General features: G+C 31.1%; 15 protein-coding genes. 7 read left to right on the top strand and 8 right to left on the bottom strand.

Translation table 11 applies throughout. The annotated features are described in order from the left end of the window. Positions 1–80 precede the first annotated feature (80 nt). Entirely contained in the window at positions 81–437 is a 357-nt protein-coding gene (gene folB / locus MPF19_RS02715) for a dihydroneopterin aldolase (RefSeq protein ID WP_249986679.1), read from the bottom strand. 218 nt (positions 438–655) lie between these two features. Here folB and MPF19_RS02710 point away from each other — a divergent pair, with 218 nt between their 5' ends. The 4 genes from MPF19_RS02710 (at position 656) to MPF19_RS02695 (ending at position 3,538) form a co-directional block, all read left to right on the top strand. Then, entirely contained in the window at positions 656–2,341 is a 1,686-nt protein-coding gene (locus tag MPF19_RS02710) for a glutamine--tRNA ligase/YqeY domain fusion protein (protein WP_249986678.1), read from the top strand. Between the two features lie 193 nt (positions 2,342–2,534). Next, positions 2,535–2,837, top strand: a complete 303-nt coding sequence (locus MPF19_RS02705) for a DUF6370 family protein (protein WP_249986677.1) — start codon at positions 2,535–2,537, stop codon at positions 2,835–2,837. 184 nt (positions 2,838–3,021) lie between these two features. Next, positions 3,022–3,270: a hypothetical protein gene (locus tag MPF19_RS02700; RefSeq protein ID WP_249986676.1), complete on the top strand. Its 249-nt coding sequence runs from the start codon at positions 3,022–3,024 to the stop codon at positions 3,268–3,270. Position 3,271: 1 nt separating this feature from the next. After that, positions 3,272–3,538 (top strand): type II toxin-antitoxin system RelE family toxin, encoded by a 267-nt coding sequence (locus MPF19_RS02695; protein ID WP_249986675.1) that lies wholly within the window; start codon positions 3,272–3,274, stop codon positions 3,536–3,538. A gap of 220 nt (positions 3,539–3,758) precedes the next feature. Here the strand turns inward: MPF19_RS02695 and MPF19_RS02690 are convergent, their stop codons facing one another. Together MPF19_RS02690 and MPF19_RS02685 are read right to left on the bottom strand one after the other, a co-directional pair. Next, entirely contained in the window at positions 3,759–4,799 is a 1,041-nt protein-coding gene (locus MPF19_RS02690) for an aldo/keto reductase (RefSeq protein WP_249986674.1), read from the bottom strand. Between the two features lie 203 nt (positions 4,800–5,002). After that, positions 5,003–6,190 carry a phosphoglycerate kinase gene (locus MPF19_RS02685; protein ID WP_249986673.1) on the bottom strand — a complete coding sequence of 396 codons (1,188 nt, stop codon included), beginning with the start codon at positions 6,188–6,190 and terminating at the stop codon, positions 5,003–5,005. 178 nt (positions 6,191–6,368) lie between these two features. Here MPF19_RS02685 and MPF19_RS02680 point away from each other — a divergent pair, with 178 nt between their 5' ends. Continuing rightward, a complete protein-coding gene (locus MPF19_RS02680) occupies positions 6,369–7,511 on the top strand; it encodes a DNA polymerase III subunit (protein ID WP_249986672.1) in 1,143 nt (380 codons plus the stop codon). Positions 7,512–7,643: 132 nt separating this feature from the next. On the opposite strand, the gene MPF19_RS02675 is transcribed toward MPF19_RS02680, so the two are convergent. From MPF19_RS02675 to MPF19_RS02665, 3 genes are all read right to left on the bottom strand, one after another. Beyond that, positions 7,644–8,204 carry an MOSC domain-containing protein gene (locus MPF19_RS02675; RefSeq protein ID WP_249986671.1) on the bottom strand — a complete coding sequence of 187 codons (561 nt, stop codon included), beginning with the start codon at positions 8,202–8,204 and terminating at the stop codon, positions 7,644–7,646. A 4-nt stretch (positions 8,205–8,208) separates the two neighbouring features. Further along, the gene (locus MPF19_RS02670) at positions 8,209–8,976 is read right to left on the bottom strand and encodes an enoyl-CoA hydratase/isomerase family protein (protein WP_249986670.1); all 768 of its coding nucleotides are present in this window, start codon (positions 8,974–8,976) and stop codon (positions 8,209–8,211) included. Positions 8,977–9,115: 139 nt separating this feature from the next. Further along, on the bottom strand, positions 9,116–10,447 hold the full coding sequence (locus MPF19_RS02665) for an MATE family efflux transporter (RefSeq protein ID WP_249986669.1): 1,332 nt from the start codon (positions 10,445–10,447) through the stop codon (positions 9,116–9,118). 94 nt (positions 10,448–10,541) lie between these two features. Here MPF19_RS02665 and MPF19_RS02660 point away from each other — a divergent pair, with 94 nt between their 5' ends. After that, positions 10,542–11,333 carry a universal stress protein gene (locus MPF19_RS02660; RefSeq protein ID WP_249986668.1) on the top strand — a complete coding sequence of 264 codons (792 nt, stop codon included), beginning with the start codon at positions 10,542–10,544 and terminating at the stop codon, positions 11,331–11,333. Between the two features lie 34 nt (positions 11,334–11,367). Here the strand turns inward: MPF19_RS02660 and MPF19_RS02655 are convergent, their stop codons facing one another. Continuing rightward, positions 11,368–14,106, bottom strand: coding sequence for a PD-(D/E)XK nuclease family protein (locus tag MPF19_RS02655; RefSeq protein ID WP_249986667.1), 2,739 nt, complete (start codon positions 14,104–14,106; stop codon positions 11,368–11,370). A 70-nt stretch (positions 14,107–14,176) separates the two neighbouring features. On the opposite strand from MPF19_RS02655, the gene MPF19_RS02650 reads away from it, so the two are divergent. Further along, entirely contained in the window at positions 14,177–14,983 is an 807-nt protein-coding gene (locus MPF19_RS02650; RefSeq protein WP_249986666.1) for a nitrilase family protein, read from the top strand. A 272-nt stretch (positions 14,984–15,255) separates the two neighbouring features. Here MPF19_RS02650 and MPF19_RS02645 read toward each other — a convergent pair whose 3' ends face one another. After that, positions 15,256–16,239: an acyl-ACP desaturase gene (locus tag MPF19_RS02645; protein WP_249986665.1), complete on the bottom strand. Its 984-nt coding sequence runs from the start codon at positions 16,237–16,239 to the stop codon at positions 15,256–15,258.

The following is a 16,239-nucleotide window of genomic DNA, read 5'->3' as shown; positions in this document are numbered from 1 at the left end:
AATTTACAATAAACTATAAATCCGTTTTTAAGGATTGCAAATTTACGTAAAAATACAAAGATTGCAAGTCTTTTTTTACTTTATCTCTTTTTTGTAAGAATAATTACCACTTCTTCTACGTTTCCACCAATTGGTGGATTGATTTTTGCCACAGAAACCTTCGCTTTTTTTACCCTAGAAATTTCTTTAAAAATTCTATCTAAGATTCTCTGCGCCACTTCTTCTAGCAGTTTAGAACGAATGGCCATTTCTTCTTTTACGATACGGTTTAAGTGCACATAATCTACGGTATCTTCCAATTCATCTGTTCTAGATGATTTTTTTAAATTCGCCTTAATCTCTATATCAACACTGTATTCGCTTCCTATTTTTCCTTCTTCGTCTAAACATCCATGAAAAGCATAGAGTTTGATGTTGTTTACTTGTATTATTCCCATTTTGTAATTTAAAAGTACAAATATAGCGTTATTAACGGATTTTTATTGACTTTCTACCACTTGTGTTAGTGATTGAAACGGCAGCTTTTTTATCGTTTTTTTTTTGAAACTATAAAAAACTACAGTGTAAAGCACGACCCGTAGGGAAACACCCAAAAAAAGATCTGAAAAATGAGTTATTTTCCGTAATTTTGGTGCTTAATTTTGTACCAAAACAGATGTCTGAAGAGAAAAAATCGCTCAATTTTTTAGAGCATATTATTGAAGAGGATTTAACAAACGGAATGCCAAAAGAAAATTTACGTTTTCGTTTTCCGCCAGAACCAAATGGGTATTTGCATATTGGTCACACGAAAGCAATCGGAATTAGTTTCGGTTTAGGTGAGACTTATAATGCGCCTGTAAATTTGCGTTTTGATGATACAAATCCAGCAAAAGAAGAGCAAGAATATGTAGATGCAATTAAGAAAGATATTTCTTGGTTGGGCTATTCTTGGGCAAATGAGTGTTATTCATCAGACTATTTTCAGCAGTTGTTCGATTGGGCAGTTTTGTTGATAAAAGATGGAAAAGCGTATGTAGATTCTCAATCTTCGGAAGATATGAGAACGCAAAAAGGGACGCCAACTCAGGTTGGGACTAATAGTCCTTTTAGAAACAGATCTGTTGAAGAAAACTTGGAATTATTCCAGGGAATGAAAGATGGAAAATTTAAGGAAGGTGAACATACTTTGCGTGCAAAAATTGACATGGAAAACCCAAATATGTTAATGCGTGATCCTTTAATGTACAGAATTATGTATAAAGATCACCATAGAACTGGTGCTGATTGGTGTATTTACCCAATGTACGATTGGACGCATGGTGAGAGTGATTATATTGAGCAAATTTCGCATTCTTTGTGTTCTTTAGAGTTTAAACCTCACAGAGAATTGTACAATTGGTTTAGAGATAACGTCTACGGTTTTAGCAAATCGGAATATCCAAATCCACCAAAACAACGTGAGTTTTCTCGTTTGAATTTGAGTTATACCATTATGAGTAAACGTAAGTTACTAACTTTGGTTGAAAAAGGAATTGTTGCTGGTTGGGACGACCCAAGAATGCCTACAATTTCTGGATTAAGAAGACGTGGTTACACTCCGGAATCTATAAAAAGTTTTATTGAAACTGTGGGTGTTTCTAAACGTGAAAACGTAATTGATGTAGCGCTTTTAGAGTTTAAAATTCGTGAGGATTTAAATAAAACTGCCAAAAGAGTTATGGGAGTTTTAGATCCTGTTAAAGTTGTAATCACCAATTATCCGGAAGGACAAGAGGAAATGTTAGATGCTAGTTATAACGACTACGAAGATGGTTTTGGTAGCAGAGAGGTTCCTTTTTCTAGAGAGATTTATATAGAACGTGAGGATTTTAGAGAGGAAGCGAATAAGAAATTCTTTCGTTTAAAACTAGGTAAAGAAGTACGTTTAAAAAATGCGTATTTTATCACAGCGACTAGTTGTACTAAAGATGCTGACGGAAATATTACAGAAATACAATGTACGTATGACCCGTTAACAAAATCTGGAATGGACACCGAAGAAAGCAAGCGTAAAGTGAAAGGTACTTTGCATTGGGTTTCTGTAAAACATGCTGTAAAAGCAGAAGTAAGAGCTTATGACAGATTGTTTTTAGATGAAGCGCCAGATAGCCATAAAGACAAGGATTTTATGGAATTTATAAACCCTAATTCTTTAGAAGTTATTACTGCTTTTGTAGAACCGAGTTTACAAACAGCTACCATTGGAGAACGTTTCCAGTTTCAGCGAATGGGCTATTTTAATGTTGATAATGACACAACCGAAGACAATTTAATTTTTAATAAAATTGTTGGCTTAAGAGATTCTTGGGGAGGGAAATAAAATTTTAGTAAGTAGTTTCAGTAGGCAGCATTCAGTTATTACTGTTGTGTTTAATTAGTATTCAGTGGCAGTATTCAGTTATCACTGTTACTTGTAGTTAGTTGGCAGTTTCAGTCTCAGTATTCAGTGATCACCGTTGTGTTAAAAGGTGGATCTGAGCAGTTCTCACTATAATGTTTTAAATTTTATAATGATGAAAAAATTAATTGTTTTAAGTTTATTAATATTCGCTTCTTGTGCTAATAAGAAAGAAGTAAAACATGTTGCAGAAATTTCTTGTGGCCAATGTCAGCTTAATTTAGAATCTGAAGCTGGATGTAGTTTAGCTGTTCGGTTTGATGACAAAGCATATTTTGTAGATGGTTTTGGCATTGATGATTTTGGCGATGCGCATGATGAACATATTGGCTTTTGTAATGTAATTAGAAAGGCAGAGATTGTAGGTATTGTAGAAGATGGACGTTTTGTAGCGAGTTCTATTGAATTGGTTAAGTAAAAGAACCAAGATTTTTAGAATCAAGAATTAAAAAATAGATTTCTACTTTCGTAGGAATAAAAACAAAAAAATCCGATGAAAAATTTTTCATCGGATTTTTTTTGCAACATATATTTAATATATAAAATATATACTTTATATTTGTTGTAATAAATTTTTGAAATAAATAAAGTTTTACATTATAATGAAAAAATTAATAGAAATCGATGATACTATTCTTACAAAACTGAAAGTATTATCTGCTTTTGAAGGATTAAGCGTAAAGGCCTTAATGGAAAAAGCTATTGAATTGTTTGTAAAGACGAAAGAGAAAGAACAATTAGATAGTTTAACAGATGAACAAAAAGAGGATATAGGGCTTTTATTATTGATGCAACAAGCAGATAGAACCGACACAGTGAGTAGAGAAGATATCTTCAAATTGTTAAAATAGAATGAAGGTAATTTACCTAAAAAGTTTAGAAAAAGATTTAAAAAAAATTAAAGACAAAAAACTTCTTAAGCAATTAGAAACAGTTTTCATAAACCTCGAAGAAAAAGAGATTTTAAATCAGGTTTCTAATGTTATGAAAATGTCTGGTCATAAAGATTTTTATAGAATTAGAATTGGTAATTATAGATTAGGTATTCATTATTCCGAAGAAACAATAACTATTGTTCGTTTTGTAAAACGTGAAGATATTTATAAACTGTTTCCTTAAAAAATAGATTTCTGCATTCGCAGGAATAAAAACAAAAAAAATCCGATGAAATAATTTTCATCGGATTTTTTTGCCAATCTGAATTTATTTCAGACACTTATGATTATTGAAGTTTCGCAAATTGAGATGCTGAAACAAGTTCAGAATGACAAGACCTCATACTTTTTAGAGATTCACTTTTTTATACTGCCTACTTAAGACTGAAAAACTGCCCACTAATCTAAGGCGCTGGATTCGGAATTATTTTATGAACGGCTTCAATTTCAGCTAATATTTCTTCTGATAAATCAATGTTTATACTTCCAATATTTTCTTTTAACTGACTCATTTTAGATGCTCCAATAATATTACCTGTTACAAATGGCAATTGATTGATGTATGCCAAAGACAACTCCGTTAAACTCAATTTGTTTTTTAACGCAATCTCCTCATACTTTAAAACCGCTTGCTCCGAAGCACCTGTTTGATATCGAGTAATATAATTAGGATATATAATTCCTCTTGCATCTGCAGGTTTTTGTCCTCTTAAATATTTACCACTTAATACACCTTGCGCCAAAGGAGAATAGGCCAATAAACCTATATTTTCTCTCATAGACACTTCAGACATTCCGTATTCATAACTTCTATGTATTAATGAATATGAATTCTGAATCGTTGCCATTCTTGGTAAATTCAATTCTTTGGCTGCTTGTAAATACTGCATGGTTCCCCAAGGAGTTTCATTAGACAAACCAATTTGTCTTATTTTCCCTTGTTTTATTAATGCATCTAAAGTTTCTAAAATCTCTACATGGTTTTCTGCTTCTTTTTTTGAAGTCTTATAAGGGTAATCTCTTGTTCCAAAAGTATTAACACCTCTTTCTGGCCAATGCAACTGATATAAATCTATATAATCTGTTTGTAACCTTTTAAGACTACCTTCTACCGCTTCAATAATTGCTTCTTTTTCAAATCCGTTTGTTCTTATATGAGCTGTATAATCACCAGAACCAGCAATTTTACTTGCTAAAACAACTTTATCTCTATTTCCTGTTTTTTTTAACCAGTTTCCAATAATAGTTTCTGTGGTTCCGTATGTTTCAGGCCTTGCAGGAACAGCATATAATTCTGCCGTATCAAAAAAGTTTACACCTTGTTCTAAAGCATAATCCATTTGCTCGAAACCTTCTTCTTGTGTGTTTTGTTTTCCCCAAGTCATGGTTCCTAAACAAATCTTAGAAACTTTAATATCTGTATTTGGTAATTTTGTGTATTTCATATATAAATGAAGTGTAATTGTGTAAATGTTTAATCGTGTAATTGTAAAAAAACTGACCGCTAAATTATAAACTAATACTTTAACCAAAAAATAAAGCGTGTAATTTTTAAATTACACGCTTTATAGACTTATTTTATTTAAAATCAAAGAAGTTTATGGTTTGTAAACCGTGTTAACAATTACACGATTCAACAAATAAACCCTTATTTTAATATAGCTTCAATACCTGGTAAAGTTTTACCTTCTAACATTTCTAACATTGCTCCACCACCAGTAGAAACATAACTTACTTTATCTGCAAAACCAAATTGTTTAACAGCAGCAACAGAATCTCCACCACCAACTAAAGAGAATGCTCCGTTTTTGGTTGCTTTGTCTATAGAATGACCTAATGCAATTGTTCCTCCTGCAAAAGATGCCATTTCAAAAACACCTAAAGGACCATTCCATAAAATAGTTTTACACTTGTTAACTACCGTATCAAAAATTGCTTGAGATTTTGGTCCCGCATCAACTCCTTCCCAACCATCAGGAATTGCATTAATATCGCAAATTTGTGTGTTTGCATCGTTAGAAAAATCATCTGCAGCAATCACATCTACTGGAATATGAACTTCTACTCCTTTTTCTTTTGCTTGCTTTAAGATATCTAAAGCCAATTCCATTTTATCATCTTCACAGATAGAATTTCCAATTTTACCTCCTTGTGCTTTAATAAAAGTAAAACTCATTCCACCACCAATAATTAGGTGATCTACTTTGTCTAAAATATTTTCAATTACTGTAATTTTAGAAGATACTTTTGCACCACCTAAAATTGCTAAAACTGGTTTTTCAGAATTGTTTAATACTTTATCTATACTTTCTATTTCTCTTGCTAATAAGTTCCCAAAACATTTATTTTCAGGAAAAAATTGTGCAATAATTGTTGTTGATGCATGTGCTCTGTGCGCAGTACCAAAAGCATCATTTACATAAATATCACCAAATTTTGATAATTTTTCTGCAAAAGCAACATCTCCTTTTTTCTCTTCTTCGTAAAAACGTAAGTTTTCTAATAATAAGATTTCTCCAGATTGTAAATTTGCAACAGCTTCTTCTACTTTATCGCCAATACAGTCTGCAACAAACTTTACTTTAACTCCTAAAATCTCAGTTGCTGTGTCTACAATATGTCCTAAAGAAAATTCATCTTGAAATCCTTTTGGACGCCCTAAATGTGACATTAAAATACAGCTTCCTTCTTGCTCTAAAATATCTATAATAGTAGATTTTGCAGCTTGAATTCTGGTAGCATCTGTTACTTCAAATTTATCATTTAAAGGCACGTTAAAATCTACACGAATTAACGCCTTCTTATTCTTGAAATTAAAATCTTTTAATGTTTTCATCTTTTATTAATGTATTTTCAACAAAAATACCGAATTATTTAAACTTTTAGAAGCGTAAAACCTAAAAATTAATACAACGTTTGCGAAGCCAAATACTGCGCTTTTCAAATATTTCATCTTTAAAAAGATTGCTTTCTAAAATTGATGGATAAATGCCAAACAAATTTTATATTTGCCCATGCTTTTCAACCAAATTATCGGACAAGAACACATTAAAAAACACTTAAAAGTATCTGCAGAAAACGGCAGAATTCCGCATGCACAATTATTTGTGGGTAAAGAAGGAAGCGGAACCTTGCCTATGGCAATTGCGTATGCTCAGTTTTTATTATGCAATTTTTCTGATAATGTTGATGTTTGTAACTTAAAATGCGACAAATTACAGCACCCAGATTTGCATTTTACCTATCCTGTAACTTCTAACGATAACGTAAAAAAACATCCTGTTAGCAGTTTGTTTTTAGAAGATTGGCGCAGTTTTATAGAAACCCAACCTTACGGAAGTTTATTTAATTGGCTGCAACATATTGGTGTAGAGAACAAACAAGGAATTATTGGAGTTGATGAAGCAGAAGAAGTGGTAAAAAAACTTCGTCTTAAAAGTTACGAAGGTGGTTTTAAGGTGATGATTATTTGGATGGCAGAAAAAATGAACATTGCTGCCGCTAATAAATTGCTAAAATTAATTGAAGAACCGCCAGAAAAAACGGTTTTTATTTTAATTACAGAAAACGAAGGTCAGATTATAAATACTATAAAATCTCGTTGTCAGGCGCTACATTTTCCTGTTTTAAGTGAGCAAGATATTTCTAATGCACTAATTGAAAATTATCAAGTTTCCGATAATGATGCTGCTAAAATTGCTCATCAGGCAGAAGGAAATTTCAACAAAGCACTGCAATTATTACAAAACGATTCTAGCGATCTTGTTTTTGAAGAATGGTTTATTGCTTGGATTAGAACTGCTTTTAAAGCCAAAGGAAATGCTGCCGTTGTGCAACAATTAATTGAATGGTCGGACACCATTGCCAAAACCGGACGCGAAACTCAGAAACGTTTTTTAGACTATTGTTTGCAATTTTTTAGACAAGCTTTATTGCTAAATTATAAATCTGAAAAATTGGTTTTTATGGAATCTAAAACCGGATTCAATCTTTCTAAATTTGCTCCTTTTGTTCATTCTGGTAATATTCTAGACATCGAAAAAGAGCTAAATGATGCCATGTATCATATAGAAAGAAACGGAAACCCGAAAATTATTTTGTTAGATTTATCTATGAAACTGACTCGCTTTTTACATAAAAAAGAAGAGACCTTTTAAAAGCTATTTTATTATTTTTAGAAGCTATTTCCAGCTTTCGCTACTCGCTTTTTTTACCCAAAAAGGTAAAAAAGAGCTCAAACAGACCACTCAATCTGGGCTAAGCTTATTTGTTAACTACTTCTTATTCCTTTAACTAATTCCGTTTAAAATTCTTTTAGCCACATACAAATCTGCAATGGTTGGGTTTTCTGGACAGCTTTTTATTTGAATAAATTCATCTCCAGATTTCACAAAACCAGTTTGTAAAACCTTAAAATAAACACCACAAAAAGTCGTCTTCCAAAATTTCTTTACAATCGACATTTTATTAAAACGAACACCTAATTTATAACACGGTTCTCTTTGTACAGTTGCTTCTAAAATAGTATCACCTACTTTAAAAGTATCACCAGCATGAATTTTTGTTTCATCTAAGTCGTCAATAGTTAAGTTTTCTCCAAACATCCCCATTTCGAAATCTACATTAGGATAAACAGATTTCCAATATTCATAATGCTTTAAAGAATACCCATAGATAGCTTGTAGCACTCCTCCGTGGTTTTCTCTATCACAAATAGCGTCACCCTTTACATCTTCAACATCTAAAAAAATAGGATTATCTACCGTATATTTATAAATACCTGTGGTAACTATAGTTCCTTTGTAATTTATTTCTTTTCGTTCTCCAATATTAGTTGAAACAATTTTCACAATCTTATTTTTTAAATTTCGCCAACGCTTTTTTTGTGTAATCAGATAAAACTAATTGACCAGAAACAGCAGCTCTTTCTGCTAACAAGTCATTCCATTCTTCAGTTCCTTTCCATAAAACTTTTTTCATTTCTGCCAAAGCCTCAGGATCATAGGATGCTAATTTTTCTGCTAAAATTTCTACTTCATCATCCAACTCCTTTTGTGTTTCAAAAACCTTTGCATATAAACCCTTTTCTTTTGCCCAATAGGCGCTTTTCCAACTTGTGGCATCTAGCGTTAATTCTGCAGTTCCTGCAACTCCTATTTTTCTAGTAACAGCAGGTTCTATTACAAAAGGACCTATTCCTATCGTAAATTCAGATAATTTTATAGCTGCATTTTCTGTTGCCAAAACATAATCGCAGGCTGCAGCTAAACCAACTCCACCTCCAACAGCTTTTCCTTGAATACTACCAACAATTAATTTTCCACAAGATCTCATTGCGTTAAGAACATTTGCAAAACCGGCAAAAAATTGTTTTCCTTCTTCCAAATTAGAAATAGCCACCAATTCATCAAAAGAAGCACCTGCACAAAATGCTTTTTCTCCTTCAGACTTTAAAATAATAACCGAAACTCCATTATTATGGCCTACTGAAATTAATTCGTTGGTTAACCTTGCTAATAATTCACTCGGAAAAGAATTGCTAGCAGGATGCCCAAATTCAATCGTTGCTATATTATTTTGAATGTTGGTATATAAACTTCCGTTTTGTCTTGTGGTGCTCATAAAATGAATTTTTAGTAAAGTTAACTTTTTATCTTGAATGACATTTAGAAATGTGGTTTTTTAGTCGATTGAGAAATCCAAAAAACTCCGTTATGAGATTCCTCCTCGTTCCTCTTTCGGAATAACAGTTTAATATATTTTAGTTCGTGGCCAATGGTAAAAACTTAGCTCTAAATCTCAAAATTAATGGCAATCCTCTTGCAATCATCCATAAGGTAAAGGCAATCCAGATAGCCGTTAATTTTAGATCGTAATAATCAAAAACCAATAATGTTGGTATAAAAACCAATCCGGTAGAAAGAATCAGTAAGTTTCTTAAATACTTCATTTCTCCCATTCCTTTAAACATTCCGTCAAAAATAAAAGTAATTGCACTTATGGGTTGCGTTATTAAAACAATCCAAAAAACATGATAAAACTGTTCTAAAACAGCAGCGTCTTTTGTAAAAATTAATCCAATGAAATTGTAAAAAACAAAACCCAACAACCCAATGACTATTCCTGTAACCAAACCGTATTTTAAGAGTTTATTACTTAAAACCACCAATGATTTATAATCCTTGGCTCCTAAAAACTTACCTGATAAAATATTTCCTGCACTAGAATATCCATCTACCATAAAAGCGCCTAACAACCAAATATTAATACAAATAGTATATGCCGCAATGTATTCTTTACCATAATCGGTAGCATAAGAAGTTGCAAAATATAAAGCTGTATTTAAAGCAATTGTTCTCACAAAAAGATTTGCAATCATACCTAACAAACGAGGAACTTCTTTATGAAAAGGCAATGCTATTTTTAATGGAATAGTCGTTTTTTTTATCAACAGAACCAAAGCAATAATAGCCATCGTAATTTGTGCAATAATACTTGCATATGCTGCTCCTTCTATATTCATGGTAGGGATATAGCCTTCAATTCCGTATACCAGAATAATATCCAGAAAAACATTTAACAAGGCTCCTATAATTGCAATTATCATTGGGTAATAAGTGTTTTGTAAACCTCTAAAAACACCAAAAACTGCAAATACAAAAAGTGAAAAAGGAAATCCGAAAATTCTTATTTTAAAATAGGTAATACAATATTCTAAAACGGTGCCCGAGGCATTATAAAACTGAAAAATTTGTTTTGCAAACGGATAAGCAATAGCAACTATTAACAAACTTCCAAAAACTACAATAGCAATAGCTTGCGCTGGTAAATCTTTTACTTCCTCTAATTTATTAGCACCAACATACTGTGAAACAATAGAGGAAATGGCACTTCTTATTTGGCCGAAAACCCAAATTAACATCGATATAAATGCTCCCACTATACCTACTGCAGCTAAGCTTTCTGTTGCATTTTCTGTAATATTACCAATAATTGCAGTGTCTGTAATAGATAATAAAGGCTCTGCAATACCCGCAATTAAAGCCGGAATTGCCAATTTATTAATATTTTTTAAACTAATATTTGTACCCAAAAGATCAATTTTTTACAAAGGTACATATCTATAAAATGTAAAAAGAAAGGTTTCATTGAAAAATAACTAACTTTGCAGCTTTAAATTTAGAACTATGAAACATATTTTAGTACCTATTGGATCTACAGAAAATGCACAATCTACATTACAATACGCCATTGATTTTGCAGAAGAAATAAATGCAAACTTATTTGTTTTTAGGGCATACAAAGCAAAATCTAAGGCTGGTAGTATGGTAAATATGACTGCAATTATAGAGCGTGAAACAAAATTATACCTTAAAACATTGGTAAGCGCTGTTAATAGAAAAAATGTAGATATAAAATTAATTTCTTCTAAGGCAGGAATTCTTGAAAGTGTTGAGGCTATAGATAATGAACTTGGTATAGATTTAATTATTGTGGGAGCTAAAAGTAACTCAATTAAACATGGTGTTTTTCTAGGAAGTACAGCTGGTAGTTTGGTTAAAAAATCTGATTTACCAGTTTTAAGCATTCCTGAAGGCTATGTTTATAAACCTATAAAATCGATTTTAATGGCATTTAAATCTGGTATTATTAAAAGTAAAACAGCTTTAAATCCTTTGGTTACTTTGGTTGAAAAATTTAATCCAGAAATAAATTTGCTATTAGTAAAAACTGTAGGATACAAAGATGAAGATTTAGTTTTAGATAAAGGATTAATTGAATTGCAAACTAAACTTACTATAACAGAAAATGCAACTACGTACCAAGGTGTTTTAGAGCATTTTAAAACTCATAATCCAGATGTTTTATGTGTTTTTAGACGTAAAAGAGGTTTCTTTAAAAAATTATGGGAAAAAAATACCGTACTTAAAAAAGAGTTTTATACTCCTATTCCTTTATTAACTTTAAAAGGAAAATAAATTACACCAAATAAACATCAAAATTCATTTGGTATTAGTATTTTAAATCTGCTGGTTCTATAAAATCTACATCAAGGGTATATATCTCTTTGATGTAGGTCTTTATTTCATGCATAAATTCTTCTAATTTTTCTTCTGTAATTTCTACATCTGGTTTTCTATAATTGGATGAAAAATTGACTGATAAAAAACCACTGTTTAGATTTTTAAAAGAATAAATACCTCCTTCTAAAGATTTCTTAAAATCATACTTTTTACTTTTGGTGTATAAATACGCATACAACATTACTTGAATGGCTTTGTGTTGTTCTTTTTCTCTTAGTTTACCAAATTCTACAACACGTAATTCTGCGCTACTAACCATACCGGTTTTATAATCTATAATTCGTAAAACACCATTTAATTCATCTACTCTATCTACCTGACCATGAATTTTTATCGGAAAATCAATGCCTTCAATTTCTATTTCTGCGGATAAAGTTTCTTCCGTTGCCAAAATTTTTAATTGATTGTTTTTGTCTTTTAACAAGTCCTTTTCTTGTGCCAAAAAATTATTAACGAATCTATTTGCAACTTCAAAAATTAAACGATTTCTTCCTGTAGAAATATCTCCGTTCTTAAAAGCCTCTTTAAAATGTTTCACTACTAGATCTTTCGATTTTTTTCGCATTAAATCGATGTCGTCTGCTTGTAAAAATCTGGTAACAAAAGGCATATACAGCTCATCTAAAGTTTCGTGAACAACTGTACCCAAAGTATTGTAAGCAACGGTTTCTTCTACATCTTCAAATTCTTTTAATTTAATTATTTTTTGTTTGTAAAATGAAATCGGGTTGTATAAATAATTAGTTAATGCAGAAGGAGAAATCCCTTTTACAGCCAATTCTTGCAGCTTTTCTAAAACAGTTTCATCCTTTTTAATTTCTTTCAATTCCACTTTTTGATTTACCACTTTGGGAGCAACCATTTTCTGAATAACGTCTGTGCGCATCATTTCTAATTGCGTAACAAACCTACTTTTTTCTCCGCTTCCTAAAACGTCGTGTTCTGTATTGTAAATGATAAATACATTTTTTGCTCTTTGCATTAATCTAAAAAAGTGATACGAAAATATGGCATCTTTTTCTCTATATGTTGGTAAGCCAAATTCTACCTTAACATCAAAAGGAATAAAAGAATTTTGCTGACTATTGGCAGGCAAAACCCCTTCGTTGGTAGAAATTAAAATAATATTTTCGAAATCTAAAACACGGGTTTCTAACATACCCATTAATTGCAATCCTCTTAAAGGTTCTCCTTGAAATGATAAACTTTCCGAAGAAATTAATTGTCTAAAAAAAAGGGCTAATGTTTTTAAATCTGGGAAATATTTAAACTCATTTTGTAATGTTTTTAACTGCGTAAAAGTGGTATAAAAGCGAAACAGATATTCCTTTTCTAATTCACCTACATCTTCTTTTAAATAATTTATTAATTTTAAAATTCTGTCTAAGAACTCATCAATAGAAGCATAAGAACTAAAAACAGAAACCAGCACTTGTTTTAAAGCTACGTCTGAATTTTCTAATAACTTATGAATGTCATTTTGGTTGATAAATGTTTGGTTATGCTTTGCTATATTGTCTGAAAACGCATCTATTTCTGGTATTAATTTATAAATAGATTGATGTTTTAAAAATCGAATTACATCTTTGTAATAAAATTCATTTACTATTGATTTTTGCAATTTATCCTGAGAAATAAACAATTGAAAAATAGAAAACAACAAATTGGTGGTAGGTACATCTTTTAACGGATATCCCATGGTAATGTTAATAGCGTTGATATTTTTAGGTAAAGAATTTAACGTTATCGGCAACAACGTTTCATCGGCTAAAACCAAAGCTGTATTTTTAAAATCTGTAATTTTCTCTAAAATTTCTCCAGCATATTTAATTTGAGTCGTGTTTTTAGATGCTCCAATTACTTCTATTTTTTTAGGTGCAGAAAAGGTATCTCCAAGCGTTTGAATCTCATTTTTCTCATAGTATTTCCATTCTTTTTTATACCTTCTAATAAACCTACCTGCTTGATGATTTGATTTAAAAAAAGCTTCATCAATATCCCAATAAATTTCTGAATTACCACTTTCTAAAACTTTTTGAAACAACAATTCTTCAGCAGTATTTAAGGCATTAAAACCAATAAAAAAGAATTTTTTATTTGCATTTTTTACTAAAAACGAGTCTATTTTCTCACAAGATTCTCTATAAATTAAACCTTGATATCCAATATTTTTTTCTTTTAAAAATTGATAAAAAGCATTGTAATACGTATTTAGTTTTTCTAAAAAAGAATAATGATCTTTCATTAATTTCGTCTCCGTAAACTCTCCTTCTACAGACCACTTTTTTAAGCGTTGAATATCTCTTAAATAATGAAAGATATCTTTTGTATTTGTTAAATGCTGATCTATTTCATTAAAATCTTGAATAACAGTAAATGCCCAAGAAGCGAAAACATCAAAAGTAACAGGTGTTTTCTCTAAACCTTTATAAATGGTGTAAAAATGAAATAATAACTGAATGCTATCTGCTTTTTCTATTCCTGAAATTTTGCTAATAAACTGCTCTACGTTTATAATTTCTGGTAAAAAACCAACGGTAATTTTATCTTTAAATGTTTGTTTTACAAACACTTTTGCTCTTTGAGATGGAAGTATAAACACCACATCTTCAAAAGATTTTGTGTTTTTTAAAATGTTCTCTATTGTATCAGAAATAAAAGATTGCATAGCTTTTTTTTGGATTTCTAAATTACAAAAACTTACTTTTATACATCTTTAATCATTAAATTATTTTTTGATGCAAAATGAATTAAACATTGTTGGCATTCAGGCCGATTTAGTTTGGGAAAATCCTGCTAAAAATCTAGCTTTTTTTGAAGAGAAAATAAATGCGCTTTCTAAAAATACAGATCTTGTGGTATTGCCAGAAATGTTTACTTCTGGTTTTACCATGAATACTGAAAAGGTTGCCGAAAAGATGGATGGAAATTCGGTTTCTTGGATGCTAAAAATGGCTATGAAAAAAAACGTTGCTATTTGTGGGAGTTTGGTGATTTCTGAAAGGCCTTTCGACTGCGCTCAAGGTGACAAAATATTTTACAACCGTTTGGTTTTTGTACATCCTTCTGGTAAAATAGAAACCTACAATAAAAGACATTCTTTTACCTTGGCAGGGGAAGATAAAATATACACTTCTGGCACGGAAAAACTGATCGTACATTACAAAGGATGGAAAATTTGTCCGTTGATTTGTTACGATTTACGCTTCCCTGTTTGGGCTAGAAACACAGAAAATTACGATCTTTTAATTTTTATGGCAAATTGGCCTATAACTAGAATTAAAGCTTGGGACACGCTTTTAAAAGCACGTGCAATAGAAAACATGAGTTATGTAATTGGTGTAAACAGAACCGGAAAAGATGCTGATAATTATGCCTATTCTGGAAATTCTTTAATCATTGATTTTTTTGGTGAAGAAATTTCTAATTTAGAAAATAATGAAGTTGGAATTGTAAAGGCTACTTTAATTAAGACTGAACAAAATAGAATTCGAGAAAAAATGGGTTTTTTAAATGATAGAGATTCTTTTTTGTTTACTGAATAAATAAAAGGTTATAAATAACAAAAAAAAAGTTAACTAGATTCCTCTTCAGTCGGAATGACACAGGATTTGTAATTAATATAAAAGCCACTTCAATTTTAGTAACTGAAATGGCTTTTATGTATTTATTATGTTATTAGTTAGCAAACTAGTTTAGCCCTTATTGAAGTCGTTCGAATAACTGTAGATATTCTTAACCTTTTTGTTTTTCACAAAAAGATATAACCTTTCGACTTCGCTCAAGATAAACTCCTAGCAAGAAATAGCTTCTAATACTAACTAGGATTCATCATCCATTTAAATTTAAAGTCTGTGTCTGGAACTACAATTCTTTCTGTAATTCGCTGCATTCTGTCTGGTAATCTCATTAAATAATCTCTCGCTTTTTCTGCTTCTGGCGTAAGATTTGTAATTTTATCAATTTCCCAAGCTTCGTTTAGTTTTCGTAAAATGTCTACATAATCGAAACCTGTATACACACCTACTCTTTGTGCAACGATAGAAAAATCATCAAACAAACTACCTTTTGTTTCAAAAGATTCTCTTAAATGCATTGCAGGCATTACAATCTTATATTTCATCATGTGCTGAAAAGCCAACATCATTTCACTTGGGTCTATTTTAAAGATTTCTTTTACGAATTCTGTATAGGCTTTATGGTGACGCATTTCGTCTCCTGCAATAATTTTAGACATTTTAGCCAAGGCTTTGTGTCCTTTTTTACGTGCAATTTTAGCTACATTGTTGTGTGAAACATAGGTTGCCAATTCTTGAAAACTTGTGTAGACAAAGTTTTTATATGGGTCTGTAGATGTACCAATATCAAAACCATCTGCAATTAAATGTTGTGTAGAAATTTCTACTTCGCGCATATTTACACGGCCAGATAAGTACAAGTATTTGTTTAACACGTCTCCGTGTCTGTTTTCTTCGGCTGTCCAAGTTCTTACCCATTTTGCCCAACTATTATCTGGATCTTGGCTTACTCCATCTAAATCTAATAACCAAGATTCATAGGTTGGTAATGCTTCTTCTGTAATAGTATCTCCTACTAAAACAATCCAAAAATCGTCATGTAGTTCTTTAGATAATTCTCTAATTTCTTCTACTTCTGTTATAAAAGAGTTTTTTTGAGAATTAGGTAAAAAATCTGTTGGCTGCCAAATTTTTTCTGCAGGAATTAAGTATTTTTCCATGAAACGATCCATACTTTTTTCTAAAGTTAGCATCACTTCTTTTCTTACGTTGTGTATAGACAT

Source organism: Polaribacter sp. Z014 (assembly GCF_023555435.1).
In the GTDB taxonomy this organism is placed as follows: Bacteria; Bacteroidota; Bacteroidia; order Flavobacteriales; family Flavobacteriaceae; genus Polaribacter.
This window is presented reverse-complemented; position numbering and strand designations above follow the sequence as displayed.

Coding starts and splice junctions, on each gene's coding strand:
- folB (WP_249986679.1), bottom strand. CDS start 437: ATGGGAATAATACAAGTAAACAACATCAAACTCTATGCTTTTCATGGA.
- MPF19_RS02710 (WP_249986678.1), top strand. CDS start 656: ATGTCTGAAGAGAAAAAATCGCTCAATTTTTTAGAGCATATTATTGAA.
- MPF19_RS02705 (WP_249986677.1), top strand. CDS start 2,535: ATGAAAAAATTAATTGTTTTAAGTTTATTAATATTCGCTTCTTGTGCT.
- MPF19_RS02700 (WP_249986676.1), top strand. CDS start 3,022: ATGAAAAAATTAATAGAAATCGATGATACTATTCTTACAAAACTGAAA.
- MPF19_RS02695 (WP_249986675.1), top strand. CDS start 3,272: ATGAAGGTAATTTACCTAAAAAGTTTAGAAAAAGATTTAAAAAAAATT.
- MPF19_RS02690 (WP_249986674.1), bottom strand. CDS start 4,799: ATGAAATACACAAAATTACCAAATACAGATATTAAAGTTTCTAAGATT.
- MPF19_RS02685 (WP_249986673.1), bottom strand. CDS start 6,190: ATGAAAACATTAAAAGATTTTAATTTCAAGAATAAGAAGGCGTTAATT.
- MPF19_RS02680 (WP_249986672.1), top strand. CDS start 6,369: ATGCTTTTCAACCAAATTATCGGACAAGAACACATTAAAAAACACTTA.
- MPF19_RS02670 (WP_249986670.1), bottom strand. CDS start 8,976: ATGAGCACCACAAGACAAAACGGAAGTTTATATACCAACATTCAAAAT.
- MPF19_RS02660 (WP_249986668.1), top strand. CDS start 10,542: ATGAAACATATTTTAGTACCTATTGGATCTACAGAAAATGCACAATCT.
- MPF19_RS02655 (WP_249986667.1), bottom strand. CDS start 14,106: ATGCAATCTTTTATTTCTGATACAATAGAGAACATTTTAAAAAACACA.
- MPF19_RS02650 (WP_249986666.1), top strand. CDS start 14,177: ATGCAAAATGAATTAAACATTGTTGGCATTCAGGCCGATTTAGTTTGG.
- MPF19_RS02645 (WP_249986665.1), bottom strand. CDS start 16,239: ATGTCTATACACAACGTAAGAAAAGAAGTGATGCTAACTTTAGAAAAA.